General features: G+C 70.9%; 15 protein-coding genes. 4 read left to right on the top strand and 11 right to left on the bottom strand.

The features are described from left to right. Positions 1-38: 38 nt before the first annotated feature. From ABD234_RS06110 to fdxA, 3 genes are read right to left on the bottom strand one after another with little or no spacing between them, the layout of a single operon-like run. Positions 39-1,436, bottom strand: a complete 1,398-nt coding sequence (locus ABD234_RS06110) for a citrate synthase (protein ID WP_084148526.1) — start codon at positions 1,434-1,436, stop codon at positions 39-41. Between the two features lie 42 nt (positions 1,437-1,478). Beyond that, entirely contained in the window at positions 1,479-2,636 is a 1,158-nt protein-coding gene (gene dapC / locus ABD234_RS06105) for a succinyldiaminopimelate transaminase (RefSeq protein ID WP_084148527.1), read from the bottom strand. A 3-nt stretch (positions 2,637-2,639) separates the two neighbouring features. After that, positions 2,640-2,963 (bottom strand): ferredoxin, encoded by a 324-nt coding sequence (gene fdxA, locus ABD234_RS06100; protein ID WP_038373074.1) that lies wholly within the window; start codon positions 2,961-2,963, stop codon positions 2,640-2,642. A 205-nt stretch (positions 2,964-3,168) separates the two neighbouring features. Here fdxA and ABD234_RS06095 point away from each other — a divergent pair, with 205 nt between their 5' ends. Continuing rightward, positions 3,169-3,447, top strand: a complete 279-nt coding sequence (locus ABD234_RS06095) for an acetyltransferase (protein WP_084148528.1) — start codon at positions 3,169-3,171, stop codon at positions 3,445-3,447. On the opposite strand, the gene ABD234_RS06090 is transcribed toward ABD234_RS06095, so the two are convergent. From ABD234_RS06090 to ABD234_RS06060, 7 genes are all read right to left on the bottom strand, one after another. After that, positions 3,365-4,003, bottom strand: a complete 639-nt coding sequence (locus tag ABD234_RS06090; RefSeq protein WP_084148529.1) for a CDP-alcohol phosphatidyltransferase family protein — start codon at positions 4,001-4,003, stop codon at positions 3,365-3,367. The two genes, ABD234_RS06095 and ABD234_RS06090, sit on opposite strands and share 83 nt — an antisense overlap. Positions 4,004-4,055: 52 nt before the next feature. Next, positions 4,056-4,442, bottom strand: a complete 387-nt coding sequence (locus tag ABD234_RS06085) for a hypothetical protein (RefSeq protein WP_038373076.1) — start codon at positions 4,440-4,442, stop codon at positions 4,056-4,058. A 38-nt stretch (positions 4,443-4,480) separates the two neighbouring features. Next, the gene (typA, locus tag ABD234_RS06080; RefSeq protein ID WP_038373077.1) at positions 4,481-6,400 is read right to left on the bottom strand and encodes a translational GTPase TypA; all 1,920 of its coding nucleotides are present in this window, start codon (positions 6,398-6,400) and stop codon (positions 4,481-4,483) included. Positions 6,401-6,779: 379 nt separating this feature from the next. Beyond that, positions 6,780-8,696 (bottom strand): ABC transporter ATP-binding protein, encoded by a 1,917-nt coding sequence (locus ABD234_RS06075; RefSeq protein WP_084148530.1) that lies wholly within the window; start codon positions 8,694-8,696, stop codon positions 6,780-6,782. Further along, on the bottom strand, positions 8,693-9,646 hold the full coding sequence (locus tag ABD234_RS06070) for an ABC transporter permease (RefSeq protein WP_038373078.1): 954 nt from the start codon (positions 9,644-9,646) through the stop codon (positions 8,693-8,695). Before ABD234_RS06070 ends, ABD234_RS06075 begins: the two co-directional genes overlap by 4 nt. Then, positions 9,636-10,565, bottom strand: a complete 930-nt coding sequence (locus ABD234_RS06065; RefSeq protein ID WP_038373079.1) for an ABC transporter permease — start codon at positions 10,563-10,565, stop codon at positions 9,636-9,638. The genes ABD234_RS06070 and ABD234_RS06065 overlap by 11 nt, the downstream gene beginning before the upstream one ends. Before the next feature lie 130 nt (positions 10,566-10,695). Then, complete coding sequence (locus tag ABD234_RS06060; protein ID WP_038373080.1) at positions 10,696-12,351, bottom strand: peptide ABC transporter substrate-binding protein; 1,656 nt, start codon at positions 12,349-12,351, stop codon at positions 10,696-10,698. 185 nt (positions 12,352-12,536) lie between these two features. Here ABD234_RS06060 and pgi point away from each other — a divergent pair, with 185 nt between their 5' ends. The 3 genes from pgi to ABD234_RS06045 all read left to right on the top strand — a co-directional run bounded on the left by pgi (position 12,537) and on the right by ABD234_RS06045 (position 16,662). Next, on the top strand, positions 12,537-14,243 hold the full coding sequence (gene pgi, locus ABD234_RS06055; protein WP_038373081.1) for a glucose-6-phosphate isomerase: 1,707 nt from the start codon (positions 12,537-12,539) through the stop codon (positions 14,241-14,243). Positions 14,244-14,317: 74 nt separating this feature from the next. Beyond that, complete coding sequence (locus tag ABD234_RS06050; RefSeq protein WP_038373134.1) at positions 14,318-15,046, top strand: GH25 family lysozyme; 729 nt, start codon at positions 14,318-14,320, stop codon at positions 15,044-15,046. Positions 15,047-15,306: 260 nt separating this feature from the next. After that, positions 15,307-16,662, top strand: coding sequence for a nucleobase:cation symporter-2 family protein (locus ABD234_RS06045; RefSeq protein ID WP_051486919.1), 1,356 nt, complete (start codon positions 15,307-15,309; stop codon positions 16,660-16,662). 133 nt (positions 16,663-16,795) lie between these two features. Here ABD234_RS06045 and ABD234_RS06040 read toward each other — a convergent pair whose 3' ends face one another. Continuing rightward, positions 16,796-18,184 (bottom strand): MFS transporter, encoded by a 1,389-nt coding sequence (locus ABD234_RS06040; RefSeq protein ID WP_232226394.1) that lies wholly within the window; start codon positions 18,182-18,184, stop codon positions 16,796-16,798. Between the last annotated feature and the right edge of the window lie 83 nt (positions 18,185-18,267).

Raw genomic sequence — 18,267 nt, 5'->3', positions numbered from 1 at the left:
GGGGCCGCGCCGGACGCGACCCCGGAGCCCGGGCAGCCTCAGTGGTCCAGGCGGCGCTCCTGCGCGAGCTTCTGCTGGTGCGCGCGATGCTCCTCCTCGAGCTCCACCTGCAGCTGCTCCAGGCGCAGCTCGGTGGTGCCGGTGCGGGACTCCATGTGCACGTAGTTCCGCTCCCCGTGGCCGGTGTAGATCTGGCGCGGGCGGCCGATCTTCGTCTCCGGGTCGTGGATCATCTCCTGCCACTGGGCGATCCAGCCGGGAAGGCGGCCGATGGCGAACAGCACCGTGAACATGTGCGTCGGGAAGCCGATCGCCTTGTAGATGATGCCGGTGTAGAAGTCGACGTTCGGGTAGAGCTTGCGCTCGACGAAGTAGTCGTCCTTCAGGGCGATCTCCTCGAGCTTCATCGCCAGCTCGAGCCGCTCGTCGTGGACGCCGAGGCGCTCGAGGACGTCGTCGGCGATCTTCTTCACGAAGCGGGCGCGCGGATCGTAGTTCTTGTACACCCGGTGGCCGAAGCCCATGAGGCGGATGCCGTCCTCCTTGCGCTTGACCTTCTCCATGAAGTCGCGCGGGTCCATGCCCTGCGACTGGATCTGGTCGAGCATCTCCATGACGGCGGCGTTCGCGCCGCCGTGGGCGGGGCCGGACAGCGCGCCGATGCCCGCGGAGACCGAGGTGAACAGGTTCGCCTGCGCGGAGCCCACCAGGCGCACCGCGGAGGTCGAGCAGTTCTGCTCGTGGTCGGCGTGGAGGATCAGCAGCTGCTCCATGGCGCGGACCACGACCGGATCGGCGATGTACTCCTCGACGGGGAAGCCGAAGGTCAGGCGCAGGAAGTTCTCGATCAGCGAGAGCCGGTTGTCCGGGTACAGCAGGGCGTGGCCCTGGGAGATCCGGTGGGCGTAGGCGGCCATCGTGGGCACCTTGGCCAGCAGCCGCAGCGTGGACAGGCGGGTCTGCTCGACGTCGAACGGGTTCAGGGAGTCCTGGTAGAAGGTCGACAGGGCCGAGACCCCGGCCTGCAGCACCGCCATCGGGTGCGCATCGCGCGGGTAGCCGTCGAAGACCCGCTTGAACCGCTCGTCGAGCAGGGTGCGCCGCTCCACCTGGGTGACGAAGTTGTCGAGCTGGCCCTTGGTGGGCAGCTCGCCGTTGATCAGCAGGTAGGACACCTCGAGGAAGGTGGAGTGCTCGGCCAGCTGCTCGATGGGGTACCCGCGGTAGCGCAGGATCCCCTCGTCGCCGTCGATGTAGGTGATCGCGGACTTCGTGTTCGCGGTGTTCATGAAGCCGGGGTCGTAGGTGACGTCCCCGGTGGTCTTCCGCAGCGGAGCGATGTCGATCCCGGAGTTGCCCTCCACGGCAGGGACGACGGGGAGGTCGAGGTCATGCCCCGAGTAGGACAGTCGGGCGGAATCGATCGCGTGATCCATGGGCTCTCCGTTGTGCAGGTCGGATCTGTGGACGTGACGAGATCAGCGCGAGGCCAGCCGGGTCGCGGCGGCCCCGATCCGTTCGTCGGTGGCGGTGAGGGCGACGCGGACGAACGCGTCCCCGGCTTCACCATAGAACATTCCGGGAGCGCAGAGGATTCCGAGGTCCGCGAGACGGCCCACGCTGCGCAGCGCGTCCTCCCCGAAGGTCGTCCAGAGGTACAGTCCCGCGGCCGACTCCTCGACGCGGCCGCCGAAGGACTCCAGGGCGGGACGCAGGACGGCGCGCCGGTCGCGGTAGCGCTGGTGCTGCTCGGCGACGGAGGCGTCGTCGTCCAGCGCGACCGCCATGGCCGCCTGCACCGGTGCCGGCAGCATCATCCCGGCCTGCTTGCGCACGGCCGTCAGCTCGCCGATGAGCTCCGCGTCCCCGGCGACGAAGGCCGCGCGGTAGCCGGCGAGGTTGGACTGCTTGGACAGCGAGTACACGCACAGCAGGCCGCTGAGGTCCCCGCCGTTGACGGCCGGGTCCAGCACCGAGGGCACCGCGTCGACGTCCCACGGGAGCAGGGCGTAGCACTCGTCGGAGGCGACCACGATGCCACGCGCGCGGGCCCAGGCGATGATCGCGGAGATCTCCTGCGCCGAGAGCACCGCGCCGGTCGGGTTCGAGGGGCTGTTCAGCCACAGCAGGCGGATGCGGGCGGCGTCCTCGGCATCCAGGGCCGCATCGCCGCGTGCGGCGAGATCGGCCATGTCCAGCGGCAGGGCGCGGGCGCCGACGAACCGGGCCCCCATGTCGTAGGTCGGGTAGGCGATGTGGGGGTGGGCGACCACATCGCCCTCGCCGATGCCCAGCTGGAACGGCAGATGCGCCACCAGCTCCTTCGAGCCGACCGTGGGCAGCACGTGCTGCTCCCCCAGGTCCTCCCCCGCGCCGCGGCGGCGCCGGACGAAGCGCACCAGCGCGTCCCGCAGGGCGGCGGTGCCGATGGTCGTCGGGTAGCCGGGCGCATCGGCCGCATCGGCCAGGGCGCGCCGGACGGCCGCCGGGGTCGGATCCACGGGAGTGCCGACCGAGAGGTCCACGATGCCGTCGGGGTGGTCCTCCGCGCGGCGGCGGGCCTCGGCCAGGGAGTCCCAGGGGAAGGCCGGCAGGCGGCCGGCCAGCGAGAGGCGCGCAGCGGCCTGCGAGGCCACGGCTCAGCCCTCGCTCTGCGGGGGCAGCGCGTCGATGAGCGGGTGGTCCTTCTCGATCACGCCCATCTTCGCGGCGCCGCCGGGAGCTCCCAGCTCGTCGAAGAACTCGACGTTGGCCTTGTAGTAGTCCGCCCACTCATCGGGCAGGTCGTCCTCGTAGTAGATGGCCTCGACCGGGCACACCGGCTCGCACGCGCCGCAGTCCACGCATTCGTCGGGCTGGATGTAGAGCGAGCGGTTGCCCTCGTAGATGCAGTCCACGGGGCATTCGTCCACGCATGCCCGATCCTTCACATCCACACAGGGCAGGGCGATGACGTAGGTCATGGCGTCGGGGTTCCTTCCAGGAAGCCGGGGCGGGGCCAGACCATCCTCTCACCGTGCGGGGCGGAGCGGGGATCTGTGTGAACGTCGTGTCTCCTCGAGCGCGACATGACATGGATCTCAGCCCGGATGCCGAGGGCCGCAGGGAGGACGCCGAGGGCCGCGGGGGCCGGCGCCGCGCCGGACCCGGCCCGCCTAGGCTGGGGGCGTGAGCGATCCCCGAGACCCCCGCCCCTCGCAGCGTCCCGGCTGGGCTCCCTTCCTCACCCCGGGGACGCGGGTGGTGGTGCGCCACGCGATCGACCGCGAGGCGTCCCCGGGCGGGGAGTCGATGACCGACGCGCTGGGGACGGTGGTGGCGGCCGATGCGGACACCATCACCATCATGACCCGTCGCGGCGAGGTCAGCGTCCTGCGCGGCCTGGTCCTGGCGACGAAGGAGGTCCCTCCGGCTCCGGTGCGCCGGCATCGGGACGATCCGCGCTGAGGCCCTCTCGCCGCCGGCCGGTGCGGGCGCTGACGATGTAGTGCAGCCCGGCCCCGACGTGCAGCAGCACCCCCGCCCACAGCAGGGCCAGCACCCCGGGGATCAGCGACGGCGCCCAGGCGCCCGCGGCGGCGAGCAGGAACACCGAGGTCATCAGGATGAACGTGCGCAGCTTGCCCAGCGGCGAGACGTGCAGCCGCCCGCCCATGGCCGCCCCGCCCGCGAGCGCCGTCGCGGCCACGTCGACGACCAGGACGATCACCAGGGCGGTCCAGGGGAGCAGGCCCGCGAGCGCCAGCGAGGCGACGATCCCGACCAGGCCGATCCGGTCGGCGATCGGGTCGAGGATCTCGCCGGTGCGGCTGCGCTGGTCCAGCGCACGGGCCAGCAGGCCGTCGATCCAGTCCGTGCACGCCCACACCAGCAGCAGCACGACCGACAGGGTGTCGGGCCCGTCGACCACGAGCATCCGGCACACGGGCACCAGCAGGAGCAGGCGCACCACGGTGATGGCGTTGGGCAGCGTCGCCCAGTCGGGGCGGGTGCGGGTGGTCATCGGCCTCCCTCGTCGTCGAGATGCCGGGACGACGCGTCCCGGCACGGCCCGCTCAGCGCGAGCGCCGGCGGCGCACCGTCTCCCCCGCGATGACGGCGAACGGGACCAGGACGCCGATGCCCTGCACGATCCATCCGGCGTACTGCGCCTGCTCGGCGATGACCGCGGGCATCAGGACCCCGCCGCCGGCGCCGCGACCGGCGAACGGCATCACCATGATGCCCCATGCGGCGGCGAGGACGGCCGCGGGCAGCCGCGAACCGGTCACGGAGATCAGGAAGATCGATGCCGCGCCCTGGAACAGGACGCCCAGCAGGAGACCCGCCGGGATGCGCACGACCCCGACGTCGACCTGCAGCCGGTGCAGCGAGACCAGCAGTCCCACGGAGATCGCGGCGAGGACCCCGGCCAGCACGCACTGCATGATGCGTGCGGCCATGTCCGTCTCCGGCACGGCGGCCGGCCGGGGTCCAACGCTCACGCGGAGGCCTTGGCGCGGCCGCGGGCGCGGGCCCGCTCGCCGGCGTCCAGGATCACCTTGCGGATCCGGACGATCTCCGGGGTGACCTCGACGCACTCGTCCTCGCCGGCGAACTCGAGGGACTCCTCGAGGGTGAAGCGGCGCGGCGGGATGAGGTTCTCGAAGGAGTCGGAGGAGGCCGCACGCATGTTCGTCAGCTTCTTCTCCTTCGTGATGTTCACGTCCATGTCCTCGTTGCGGGAGTTCTCCCCCACGACCTGGCCGGCGTAGACCTCGCTGGTGGGCTCGACGAAGAACGAGCCGCGCTCCTGCAGGTTGATCATCGCGTAGGGGGTCACGGCACCGGCGCGGTCGGCGACCATGGAGCCGGTGGCGCGGAACTCGATCGGGCCCATCCACGGCTCGAAGCCCTCCGCGATGGAGGCCGCGATGCCGTTGCCGCGGGTCTCGGTGAGGAAGCGGGTGCGGAAGCCGATCAGGCCGCGCGAGGGCACCAGGAACTCCATGCGCACCCAGCCGGAGCCGTGGTTGCTCATGGTCTCCATGCGGCCCTTGCGCGAGGCCATCAGCTGGGTGACGGTGCCCAGGAACTCCTCGGGCACGTCGATGGTCATCCGCTCGACGGGCTCGCAGGTCTTCCCGTCGATCTCCTTGGTCAGCACGGTCGGCTTGCCGACGGTCAGCTCGAAGCCCTCGCGGCGCATCTGCTCGACGAGGATCGCCAGCGCCAGCTCGCCGCGGCCCTGGACCTCCCAGGCGTCGGGACGGTCGGTGGGCAGCACGCGCAGCGACACGTTGCCGACGAGCTCGGCGTCCAGGCGGTCCTTCACCTGGCGGGCGGTGAGCTTGTGGCCCTTGCCGTTCTTGCCCGCGAGCGGGGAGGTGTTGATGCCGATGGTCATGGAGATCGCCGGATCGTCCACGGTGATCAGCGGGAGCGGGCGCGGGTCGTCCACATCGGCGAGGGTCTCGCCGATCATGATCTCGGGGATGCCGGCCACGGCGACGATGTCGCCCGGGCGCGCCGGGCGGGTCATCGGCTCGCGGGCCAGGCCCTTGGTCTCCAGCAGCTCGGTGATCTTCACGGTCTTCACCTCGCCGTCGCGGCACCAGGCGACCTGCTGCCCCTTGGTCAGCTCGCCGCTCTTGATGCGCAGCAGGGCCAGACGGCCCAGGAACGGGGAGGCGTCGAGGTTGGTGACGTGGGCCTGCAGCGGCACCTCGTCGTCGTAGGACGGCGCCGGGATCGACTCGATGATCGTCTTGAACAGCGGCTCGACGTTCTCGGAATCGGGCAGGGTGCCGTCGGCCGGCTTCTCGGCACTGGCGCGGCCGGCCTTGCCGGAGGCGTAGACGACAGGGACGTCGAGGATCGCGTCGAGATCCAGGTCGGGGACCTCGTCGGCCAGGTCGGAGGCCAGACCCAGCAGCAGGTCGGTGGACTCCCCCACGACCTCGTCGATGCGGGCGTCGGGACGATCCACCTTGTTGACCACGAGGATCACGGGCAGGCGGGCCACGAGCGCCTTGCGCAGCACGAAGCGGGTCTGCGGGAGGGGGCCCTCGGAGGCGTCCACCAGCAGCACGACGCCGTCGACCATCGACAGGCCGCGCTCGACCTCGCCGCCGAAGTCGGCGTGGCCGGGGGTGTCGATGACGTTGATGGTGATCCCGCCGGGCTCGCCGACGGCGGCCGCGGTGGGGCCGGTGTAGCGGATCGCCGTGTTCTTCGCGAGGATCGTGATGCCCTTCTCGCGCTCCAGCTCCCCGGAGTCCATGGCGCGGTCCTCGTGCTTGTCTCGCTCGCCCAGGGCGCCGCCCTGGGTGAGCATCGCGTCGACGAGGGTGGTCTTGCCGTGGTCGACGTGTGCGACGATCGCGACGTTCCGGAGGTCGGTGCGGTGCTGGATGGACATGCCTGGGCTGCTCGATTCGTCGTCGGGGGCGGCCACGGATCGCAGGCGCGCGCAGAGGGGCGCGTTTCGGGCCATAGCGATTCTATCGGCCCGCCCGGCCCCGCAGCCCGTGTGATGCGACACGCCGGGCCGGAATCCCCCGGGAACGGAGGAAGAGTTCCCCCGCACGGAGACAGGACGTCACCTGTGCTTCGCTCCGGAGCCGGAGGGAGGCACAGGCGACGTCCTGCGGACGGCGTCGCGAGTGCGCGGGACCAATACCGAGTGCGCGGGACCAATACGGGGACACAGCGCCATATCCGGCCTGTGTCCCCGTATTGGTCCCGTCGACCTGCAGCCGGGGCCCGACCTGCCCCCGGATGGAGAGCCGAGAGGCAGGTCAGACGTGCTCGCCGCCTGCGCCTCCGATGGGTCCGCCGCTATGGCCGTGGTCGCGGCGATCCGGACGGTCCGCCGGGTTCACGAAGGCGCCGTAGGGCATCTCGTCGGGAGCGGGAGCCGCGTGCTCGGGCTCGTCGTCCGCGGAGGAGTCGAGCTCCGCGACGTCCACGTCGATGGTCTCCGCGCCCGCGAGCGGGATGGAGCCGCCGGGGATCGCGCCCAGGAGCCGACGCGTGTACTCCTCGCGCGGGGAGTGGAAGACGTCCTCCGTCGCGCCCTGCTCGACCACGCGGCCCTTCTCCATCACCAGGGTGCGGTCGGCGATCTGCCGCACCACCGCGAGGTCGTGGGTGATGAAGATGTAGGACAGCCCCAGCTCGGCCTGCAGGTCGTTGAGCAGCTCGAGGACCTGGGCCTGGACCAGCACGTCGAGGGCGGAGACCGCCTCGTCGCACACGACGACCTCGGGGTCCAGCGCGAGGGCGCGCGCGATGGCGATGCGCTGGCGCTGGCCGCCGGAGAGCTCGTTGGGGTAGCGGCGCATCATCTCCGCCGGGAGCGCGACCTTGTCCAGCAGGTCGCGGACCTTGGCCTCGCGGCTCTTCGCGTCGCCGATCCCGTGCAGCCGCAGCGGCTCCTCGATCGTGCGGTAGATCGAGTACATCGGGTCCAGGGTCCCGTAGGGGTTCTGGAAGATCGGCTGGACGCGCCGGCGCAGGGACTTCAGCTCCGCCCCGCGATAGGTGGTGACGTCCTTGCCCTCGTACAGCACCCGCCCGGAGGTGGGCTCGAGCAGCTTGAGCACCATCTGCGCGACGGTGGACTTGCCCGAGCCGGACTCCCCCACGATCGCCGTGGTGGTCCCGCGCTCGAGGTCGAAGGAGACGTCGTCCACCGCGCGGAACGGCGTCGAGCGCCATGGGACGGACCCGCGGATCGGGAAGTCCTTGGTGAGGTTCTCGACCCGGATGACGACGTCCGAGGCCGGGGACTGCGCATCGGCCGCGGCGGGTCCGGTCTCCGGAGCCTGCGCATCGGTCGCGGCGTGGGCGGCCGCGGCGTGGGCCTGCGCCTGCTCGACGACCCGCTCGCGCTCCTTGACGGAGACGAGCCGGCGCGAGGCCAGCGACGGCGCCGCGGCGATGAGCCGCTTGGTGTAGGGGTGCTGCGGGGACTGCAGGATCTCCAGCGCCGGGCCGGATTCGACGATCTGGCCCTTGTACATCACCACGAGGTGCTGGGCGCGCTCGGCGGCCAGCCCCAGGTCGTGGGTGATCAGCAGCACCGCCACACCGAGCTCCGTGGTCAGGGAGTCGAGGTGGTCGAGGATCTGCTGCTGGACGGTGACGTCCAGGGCGCTGGTGGGCTCATCGGCGATGAGCAGCTTCGGCCTCGCGGCCAGGCCCATCGCGATGAGGGCGCGCTGCTTCATGCCGCCGGAGAACTCGTGCGGGTACTGGCCCGCGCGACGGGCCGCGTCGGGCAGCCCCGCCTCCTCGAGCAGCTCGACGGTGCGCTTGCGCGCGGCGGAGCCGCGGGCGACGTTGTTCGCCGCGAGCGCCTCCGTGATCTGGGAGCCCACCTTCCACATGGGGTTGAGGTTGCTCATCGGGTCCTGCGGGACCAGGCCGATCTCGCTGCCGCGCAGCGCGAGGATCTCGCGGGTGGGCACGGAGGTGATGTCCTTGCCGCCGAAGCGGATCGAACCACCGGTGACCGCGCCGTTCTTCGGCAGCAGGCGGGCGATGCTCATGGCGGTGGTGGACTTGCCCGAGCCGGACTCCCCCACGATCGCGACGGTCTCGCCGGGGTACACGGCCAGGCTCGCGCCGCGCACGGCCTGCACCGGACCGGAGGAGGTGCTGAAGGTGATCTCGAGGTCGGAGATCTCCAGGAGCGGGGTGGTGGAGGTCATCGCTTCCTCGCCTTCGGGTCGAGGGCGTCGCGGACGGCGTCGCCGAGCATGATGAAGCTCAGCACGGTGATCGCGAGCGCCATCGACGGGTAGAACAGCATCATCGGCTGGGTGCGCAGGGCGTTCTGGGCGGCGGAGATGTCGCCGCCCCAGGAGACGGAGGTGGGCGGCAGGCCCACGCCGAGGAAGGTCAGCGTCGCCTCCGCGACGATGAACACGCCGAGGTTCACGGTCGCCGTCACGATCACCGGGGCGATCGCGTTGGGGATCACGTGCTTGAGCAGGATGACCGGTCGGCTCGCCCCGAGGGCGGTGGAGGCGGTCACGAAGTCCTGGTTCTTCACCGAGATCACCGCGCCGCGCATGATGCGCGCGATGTTCGTCCAGCCGAAGACGCCCAGGACGACGACCACGATCCACACGGTCACGTGGTCGACGCGGTTGCCGATGACGATGGCGCCGAGGATCAGCGGCACGGCGAAGAAGATGTCCGTGATGCGCGAGAGGACCGCGTCGAAGAACCCGCCGAGGTACCCGGCGAGCGCCCCGAGGGTGCCGCCGATCAGCGTGGACAGGATCATCGTGAAGAAGCCGACGGTCACCGACGTGCGGGTGCCGTACAGGGTGCGGGCGAGGACGTCGTACCCCTGGGTGGTGGTGCCGAAGGGGTGCTCGGCGCTGGGGCCCTGGTTGGCCCGGCCGAGGACCCCGTAGGTCGGATCCTGGCTGGTCAGCAGGCCCGGGAAGGCAGAGACGAAGAGCACCAGCAGGATCAGCAGCGCGGAGACGATGAAGACGGGGTTGCGCACCAGGACCCGGAAGGCCTCGCCCCACATGGAGCGGGGCGCCGAGGTGGTGTCCACCGCGTCGACCGCCTGCAGCGGCGTCTCCTCGAGCGGGGCGACGAAGTGCTCCGCGCGGGGGCGGAGGGAGCGGGCGTCACTGGGCATAGCGGATCCTCGGGTCGAGCACGGCGTAGAGCAGGTCCACGATGAGGTTGGCGAGCAGGAAGATGATCACCAGCAGCGTCACCAGGGACACGATCATCGGGCTCTCGCCGGCGTTGATGGCACGGAACAGCAGCGAGCCGATCCCGTTGATGTTGAAGATCCGCTCGGTGACGATGGCGCCGCCCATGAGCGCGCCCAGATCGGCGCCGATGTAGGTGACCACCGGGATCAGGGAGTTGCGCAGGATGTGCTTGGTGATCACGCCGCCGCGGGAGAGGCCCTTGGCCGTCGCGGTGCGGACGTGGTCCGCCGTGGCGACCTCGGCGACGGAGGTGCGGGTCAGGCGCAGCACATAGGCGAAGGAGACCGCCCCGAGCACGAACCCTGGCAGCAGGAGGTTCTCCCAGGAGGGATCCCGGCCCACGTTGATCTGGACGACGCCGAGCTTCACCCCCAGCACGAACTGCGCCGTGAAGCCGATGACGAAGGTCGGCACCGCGATGACGACCAGGGAGAGCATCAGCAGCGTCGTGTCGAAGATCGTGCCCTTCTTCAGGCCCGCGATGACACCCGCGATGACGCCGAAGATGGTCTCGATGACGACGGCGATCAGCGCCAGGCGGATCGTCACCGGGAACGCCGCGACGATCTGATCCATGATCGGCCGGCCGTTGAAGCCGACGCCGAAGTCGCCCTGGACGACGTTGCCCAGGTAGATCAGCCACTGCACCAGGACGGGCTTGTCGAGGTTGTACTGCTCGCGCAGGGCCTGCTGCACGGCGGGGGAGATCGGCTTGTCACCCGCGATCGCCGCGATGGGGTCGCCGGAGGAGGCGAAGGCCATCAGGTAGACGATCAGGGTGGCGCCGAGGAAGACAGGGATCATCTGCAGCAAGCGCCGCCCGATGTACCAGATCACGTCGGTCACCTTCGTAGGGGTTCAGGAGGAGCTGCGGCAGGACGTGCGCGAGCGCACTCCGCCGGCTCCTGGGGTCGGACATGACCCGGCGGGAGGCGGCACGTTCGCCGCCTCCCGCCGGGTCAGGGGGTCACTTGGTGACCGCGTAGTACAGCGGGACGGTGTCCCACCCGAAGGTCACGTTCGAGACCTTGTCCGAGAATCCGCCGAAGGTGTTCTGGTACCACAGCGGGATCACGGGCAGGTCCTCCATGAGGATCGCCTCGGCCGCCTTGAACTTCTCGATCGCCGCGTCGATGTCCGGGGCTGCGAGGCCCTCGGCGAGCAGCGCGTCGAACTCGGGGTTCTTGTAGTCGCCGTCGTTGGAGCCCTTGCCGTCGGCCGCGGCCGTGGAGTAGAGCGGGCCGAGGAAGTTGTAGGCCGAGGGGTAGTCGGCCTGCCACCCGGAGCGGAACGCGCCCTTGAGGGTGCGCGCGGTGATCTGCTCGCGGAACTCGCCGAACGCCGGGAACGGCTGCGGGGTCGCCTCGATGCCCAGGGTGTTCTTGATCGAGTTGCACACGGCCTCGACCCACGACTGGTGCGGGCCGTCCGCGTTGTAGGAGAGGGTGAACGTGCCGCTGAAGGGCTGGAGGGCCTCGGCCTGCGCCCACAGGTCCTTCGCCGCGGCCTCGTCGAACTCCAGGACCTCGGCGCCGGGGATGTCGGTGGCGCCGCCGCCGTCGATCACCGGGGCGACGAAGTCGGTCGCCGGGGTGCGGGTGCCGAAGAACAGCGAGTCGCAGATCTCCTGACGGTTGATGGCCCGCGAGATCGCCTGGCGGCGCAGCTTGCCGGCCTCGCCCGAGAAGTTCGGGTCGTTCTGGGGGATGGTGAAGGACTGGAAGACGGCGCCGGGCTCGTTGACCGCCCGATCGCCCAGCTCGTCCTCGAAGGTCGAGAGCGCCGAGTCCGGGATCTGATCGGCGACGTCGACGTTGCTCGAGCTCAGATCGTTGTACAGCGTGTCGGGGTCCGCGTAGATCACGAAGGTGAGCCCGGCGTTCTGCGCGGCACGGGGCCCGGAGTACTCCGGGTTCGGGACCAGGACGATCTCGCTGTCGTGGGTCCACGTCTCGACCATGTACGGGCCGTTGCCGACCGGCTTCTCGCCGAAGGCGGCCATGTCGTCGTAGGCGGAGGCGGGCAGCGGCTTGTAGGCGGAGTAGCCCAGGCGGCTGGGGAAGTCGGACTGCGCGGAGACCAGCTTGACGGTGAAGGTCGTCTCGTCGACGACGGTCAGGCCGGACAGCGTCTGGTCCGCGGTCGCGCCGTCGGCGGAGACCACGTCGAAGCCCTCGATGGGCTGGAAGAAGGACTGGCTCTTCTGGGCGTTGGCGGTGTTCGCGCCCCAGTTCCAGGCGTCCACGAAGCTCTGGGCGGTCACCGGGGTGCCGTCGGAGAACTTCTGGTCGGCCGCGATCTTGATGGTCCAGGTCTGGTTGTCCTCGGACTCGATGGACTCGGCGACCTCGTTCTCGACCTTGCCGTCGTGGGTGTAGTACACCAGGCCCGAGAAGATCGAGTCGATGACGCGACCGCCGCCGACCTCGCTCGTGTTCTGCGGGACCAGCGGGTTCTCGGGCTCGGTGCCGTTGGCGAGGACCGCCTCGCCCGAGCCGCCATCGTTGCCGCTGCCGCCGCCCGTGCCGCCGCCGTCGCCGTTCCCGCCGCAGGCGGCCAGGGTGAAGGCCGCCGTGCCGGTGGCCGCGGTGCCGAGGATCATCGACCGTCGCGAAAGTGCCATGGATAGCTCCTGTTTCATCTCCGTGATGACCGGCGACGCGACCTCGCGCCACCGGAGTGCCCACCAGTGTGCACCACGTCAAGGATGTTCCGAGCCATGGACGGTCACGTTTCTGTTGCGCTTTGTGGCCTCCCATGACATGACCTGCACTCTTCCCGGTCATCCGGAGGTGGACAATAGGTGCCATGACTGATGCACCCGAGGCCGCCATCGCCGCCGCCGAGCCCGTCGACCCCACCACCACCGCCGCCTGGGAGGCGCTCGAGGAGCACGACCTCGAGATCGCCGGCTCCCTGCGCGAGTGGTTCGCGGAGGATCCGCAGCGCGCCGAGCGCTTCACGCACGACGCCGCCGATCTGCACGTGGACCTGTCCAAGAACCTCGTGACCGCCGAGACGATCGAGCTGCTGCTGCAGCTGGCCGATCAGACCGGCGTGCTGGAGCGGCGCGACGCCATGTACTCCGGCGGGCACATCAACACCACCGAGGACCGCGCCGTCCTGCACACGGCGCTGCGCCGCCCCGCCGGCGCCTCCCCCGCGCTGACCGTCGACGGCCAGGACGTCGACGCCGATGTCCAGGAGGTCCTGGGCCGCGTCGCCGACTTCGCACGGCGCGTGCGCTCGGGCGAGTGGACGGGCGTGACCGGCAAGCGCATCGAGACCGTGGTGAACATCGGCATCGGCGGCAGCGACCTGGGACCGGTCATGGTCTACGAGGCGCTGAAGCCCTTCGCGCAGGAGGGGCTGGAGGCCCGCTTCATCTCGAACATCGACCCGACCGACGCGTACGAGACCACCAAGGACCTCGACCCCGAGACCACCCTGGTCATCGTCGCCTCGAAGACCTTCACCACCCTCGAGACGATCACCAACGCGAAGCTCGTGCGCGCCTGGCTGCTGGACGGCCTCGCGGAGAAGGCGGGCCTCGCGCCGGAGAAGCAGGCCGAGGCGATCGCGAAGCACTTCATCGCGGTTTCCACCGCCCTGGACAAGGTCGCCGAGTTCGGCATCGACACCGACAACGCCTTCGGCTTCTGGAGCTGGGTGGGCGGGCGCTACAGCGTCGACTCCGCGATCGGGACGTCGCTGGCGATCGTGCTGGGCCCGGAGGCCTTCGAAGAGCTGCTGGCCGGCTTCCACGCCATGGACGAGCACTTCCGCACCGCCGCGCCGGAGGTGAACGTCCCGCTGCTGATGGGCCTGATCAACGTCTGGAACGTCAACTTCCTCGAGGCGGAGACCCACGCGGTCCTCCCCTACTCGCAGTACCTGCACCGCTTCCCGGCGTACCTGCAGCAGCTGACCATGGAGTCCAACGGCAAGTCCGTGCGCTGGGACGGCTCCCCCGTCACCACCGAGACCGGCGAGATCTTCTGGGGCGAGCCCGGCACCAACGGCCAGCACGCCTTCTACCAGCTGATCCACCAGGGCACCCGGATCATCCCGGCGGACTTCATCGCCTTCGCCGACCCGGCGCACCCGCTCAAGGACGGCGAGCAGGACGTCCATGAGCTGTTCCTGGCGAACTTCTTCGCCCAGACGAAGGCGCTCGCCTTCGGCAAGACGGCCGATGAGGTCCGTGCCGAGGGCACCGAGGGCTCCCTGGTGGCGGCCCGTGAGTTCTCCGGCGACCGCCCGACCACGTCGATCATGGCCCCGGCCCTGACCCCCGGCGTGCTGGGCCAGCTCATCGCGCTGTACGAGCACATCACCTTCGTGCAGGGCGCCGTCTGGGGCATCAACTCCTTCGACCAGTGGGGCGTGGAGCTGGGCAAGCAGCTGGCCAAGGGCCTCGCACCGGCCGTCGCGGGCGACGAGGACGCGATCGCGGCGGAGGACTCCTCCACCGCGGCGCTGATCCGCTACTACCGCGAGCACCGGAGCGTCTGAGCGCTCCGCCCGTGACGGTCGAGCCGGGAGGAGGGGCCGGGGCGGTCGCCGCGCCGGCCTCTCCTCCGCGTGCCGTGCGGCGGCGCCGCGCCCTCGGGCTCGGCGCCGCCGCGGTCGTCGTCCTGGGAGCGCTCGCGCTGCTGGTGGGGTCGGGGGTCGTGTGGCCCGGACGGATCTTCGCCCTGGGCCATCCGGTGCGCGGGGTGGACGTCTCCTCGTACCAGGGCCGCATCGACTGGCCGGTCCTGGTGGCCGATGACCTGGACTTCGCCTACATCAAGGCCACCGAGGGATCCTCGCACGTGGATCGGCGCTTCGCCGCGAACTGGGAGGGGGCGCGGACCAGCGGCGTGCTGTTCGGCGCCTACCACTTCCTGTCCTTCGAGAGCTCGGGAGAGGACCAGGCCCGGCACATCATCGAGACCGTCCCGGCCGACGGCACGCTCCCCCCCGCCGTCGACGTCGAGTACTACGGCGAGCACTTCGCGGATCCGCCGCCGCGCGAGGAGGTCGCCGCGATCCTCGACCCCCTGATCCGCGAGCTCACCGAGCACTACGGCACGGCGCCGGTCATCTACGCGACCCCCGCCGCCTACGAGCGCTACATCGCCGGCGCCTACCCGGACTGCCCGATCTGGATCCGCTCGGTCGTCGTCCCGCCCTCCCTGGCGGACGGACGGGAATGGACGTTCTGGCAGTACTCGCACCGGGACCGCCGCTCCGGCTACGACGGCACGGAGCCCTACATCGACATGAACGTGTTCCGCGGCTCCCGCGCCGAGCTCGCCGATCTCGCGGGCTGAGAGCCCAGACGCCCCTCTGTCCCCGCCGCCGCGTTCCGGTCCGCGGTCGCGCAGAGCAGACCTCCGCCCCGCTGCACGACGGCACCGCGCTGTGGCGCATTCGTCCGCGGGCCCCGCCCGCGGGCCGGAGCATCGGCCGTAGAATCCCCGGAGCGCCCGCCGTCGTCGCACTCCGGGCGCTCGCCCGTGCGTGCGTTCTGCGGCGGACCGCCGTCCGCTTCCCCGCCCGAGAACGCCCCCGATCCCGAGGACAGCACCCCGTGACCTCCGCATCCCCCCGCGCGACCACCGCCCCGCCCGTCCGGCCCGAGGACGAGCGCCTGCCGCTGGGGCGCACCGTCCTGTTCGGCGCCCAGCACGTCCTGTCCATGTACGGCGGCGTCGTCGCCATCCCGCTGATCGTCGGCAGCGCGGCCGGCTTGCCCGAGGTCGAGGTCGGCCTGCTGGTGGCCTGCGCCCTGTTCGTCTCGGGCCTGGCCACGGTGCTGCAGTCGATCGGCGTGCCCGGCTTCGGCGCCCGGCTCCCCCTGGTCCAGGGCACGACCTTCGGCGCCGTCTCGACGATGGGCGTGATCATCGCCGACGGCGGCGGCCTGCCGGCCGTTTTCGGCTCGGTGATCGTCGCGAGCATCGTCGGCCTGCTCCTGGTCCCCCTGGTCACGCGCATGCAACCGCTGTTCCCGCCGGTGGTGACGGGGACGATCATCGCCGCCATGGGCATCTCCCTGCTTCCGGTCGCGGCCGGCTGGATCCTGGGCACCGAGGGGACCGAGGGCTTCGGCGGCGCCGGGAACCTGGGCCTGGCCGCGATCACCCTGGTCGCCGTGCTGGTGCTCTCGCGGATCCGCGCCCTGTCCGGGGTGGCGATCATGCTGGGCATCGTGATCGGCACGCTGGTGGCCCTCGCCCTGGGCCGGGCGGACTTCTCCGCCGTGGGCGAGGGATCGCTGCTCGCCTTCCCGCAGCCCTTCGCCTTCGGCGCCCCGACCTTCCACCTCGCGGCGATCATCCCCATGGTCGTCGTGATCATCGTGACCCTCATGGAGACCACGGCGAACCTGTTCGCGGTGACGAAGGTGGTCGGCACCGACCTGCCGCCGCGACGCCTGTCCGACGGCCTGCGTGCGGACATGCTCGCCTCCGCCCTCGCGCCGGTGGTCAACTCGTTCCCGGCCACGGCCTTCGCCCAGAACATCGGCCTCATCTCCGTCAGCCGCGTCCGCTCGCGCTACACCGTGGCCGCCGGCGGCGTGCTGCTGCTCCTGCTGGGCCTGGTGCCGGTGCTGGGCCGCGTCATCGCCGCGGTCCCCTCCCCCGTGCTCGGCGGCGCCGGGATCGTGCTGTTCGGCTCGGTCGCCGCGGCGGGCATTCGGACGATCTCCGAGGCGCCGCGCACCGATGAGCGCGACGCCGGCCACGACACCATGATCGTCGCGGTGTCCCTGGCCCTGGCGGTCATGCCGCTCGCCGTGCCGGACCTGTACGCCTCGCTGCCGACGCTGGTCTCGATGGTCCTCAGCTCGGGCGTGAGCGCCGCCGCCTTCAGCGCGGTGACCCTCAACCTGGTGCTCAAGGGCCGCGGCGGGATCCAGCCGCGGGTGCGCGACATCCTCTGAGGGGCCCGGAATCCTCTGAGGGGCCCGGAATCCTCTGAGGGGCCCGGACGCCGGACGGCGGGGCGCGGCGCATCGAGCGCCGCGCCCCGCCGTCGTCGCACGGGAGCGATGACCCGGCCGGGGCCTGACGGGGTCAGGCCAGGTAGTCGACCTCGCGCGTCTCGGTGCCCAGCAGCAGCGCGACGATCGTGATCACGGCGGCCAGCAGCAGGTAGCCGCCCACCAGCCACAGCGGTCCGCCGAGGGCCTGCCACAGCGCGATCATCGCGTACGGCGCCGGCGCCGCGCCGATCACGGAGGCCAGGTTGTAGCTCACGGCGCTGCCGGTGTAGCGCACATCGGCGGTGAACATCTCCGGGAGGAACGCGGCCATCGGCCCGAAGGTCATGCCCATCAGGGCGAAGCCCAGGATCAGGGCGGCCATCACGCCGACGGTGCCCGAGCGCATGAGCGGCTCCAGCAGCAGGCCGAACACGCCGATCCCGGCGGTGACCGCGAGCAGCAGGCGGCGCCGGCCCAGGCGATCGGCCAGCGGCCCGGAGACCACGGTGAAGATGCCGAAGAAGACGACGCCGATGATCAGCATCGTGAGGAACTGCGGTCGGGCGAAGCCCAGCCCCGGCGCGAAGGACGCCGCGTCGAAGGACTTGCCGGCGGCCTCGGCCGCGGCGCGCGCCGTGCCCTCGTCGGCCGGGGTGGTGCCCACGACCATGAGGAACGCGGTCATCATGTAGAACAGGACGTAGGTGGCGACCATGGCGAAGGTCGCCAGGACCAGGGGCTTCCACGAGCGGCGGAACACCCGGGCGATCGGCACCGCGGCGACCCGCTCCTCGTCGATCACCTTCTGGAACGCGGGCGACTCCATGAGCTTCAGGCGCACCCACAGCCCGACGATCACCAGCACGGCCGAGAGCAGGAACGGCACGCGCCAGCCCCAGCTGGTGAACTGGGCGTCGCTCAGGCCGAGGCTCAGGCCCACGAACAGCAGGTTGGACAGGATGAAGCCCAGCGGGGCGCCGAGCTGCGGGAAGGTGCCGTACAGCGCCCGCTTTCCGGGCGGGGCGTTCTCGGTGGCCAGCAGCGCCGCACCGGACCATTCGCCGCCCAGGCCCACGCCCTGGCAGAAGCGCAGCAGCACGAGGATGGCCGGGGCGAGGATGGTGAAGCCGGGGGTCTGCGCGGTGGGCAGGACGCCGATGAGGAAGGTCGCGATGCCCATCACCAGCAGGCTCGCCACGAGCGTGGTCTTGCGGCCGACGCGGTCGCCGTAGTGGCCGAAGACGAGCGAGCCCAGCGGGCGGGCGACGAAGGCGACGCCGAAGATCGCGAAGGAGCTCAGGAGCTGGTTCGCGGGGCTCTGCGTCGGGAAGAACAGGGCGGGGAAGACGAGGGAGGCCGCGGTCGCGTACGCGTAGAAGTCGAAGAACTCGATGGTCGTGCCGACCATCGAGGCCGTGATGACGCGTCCGCGCGTGTTGGCCGGGGCCACGGGCGGGGTGGGGGATTCGGTGATGCTCACGGCACGGCACCATAGACCCGCAGTCCCACGATATGGACAGAGGGTCGCATCGTGAGATCGGAGGATTCGGACGAGCTGGGCGG

The organism is Brachybacterium phenoliresistens (assembly GCF_039530785.1).
GTDB classification, from domain to species: domain Bacteria; phylum Actinomycetota; class Actinomycetes; order Actinomycetales; family Dermabacteraceae; genus Brachybacterium; species Brachybacterium phenoliresistens.
This window is presented reverse-complemented; position numbering and strand designations above follow the sequence as displayed.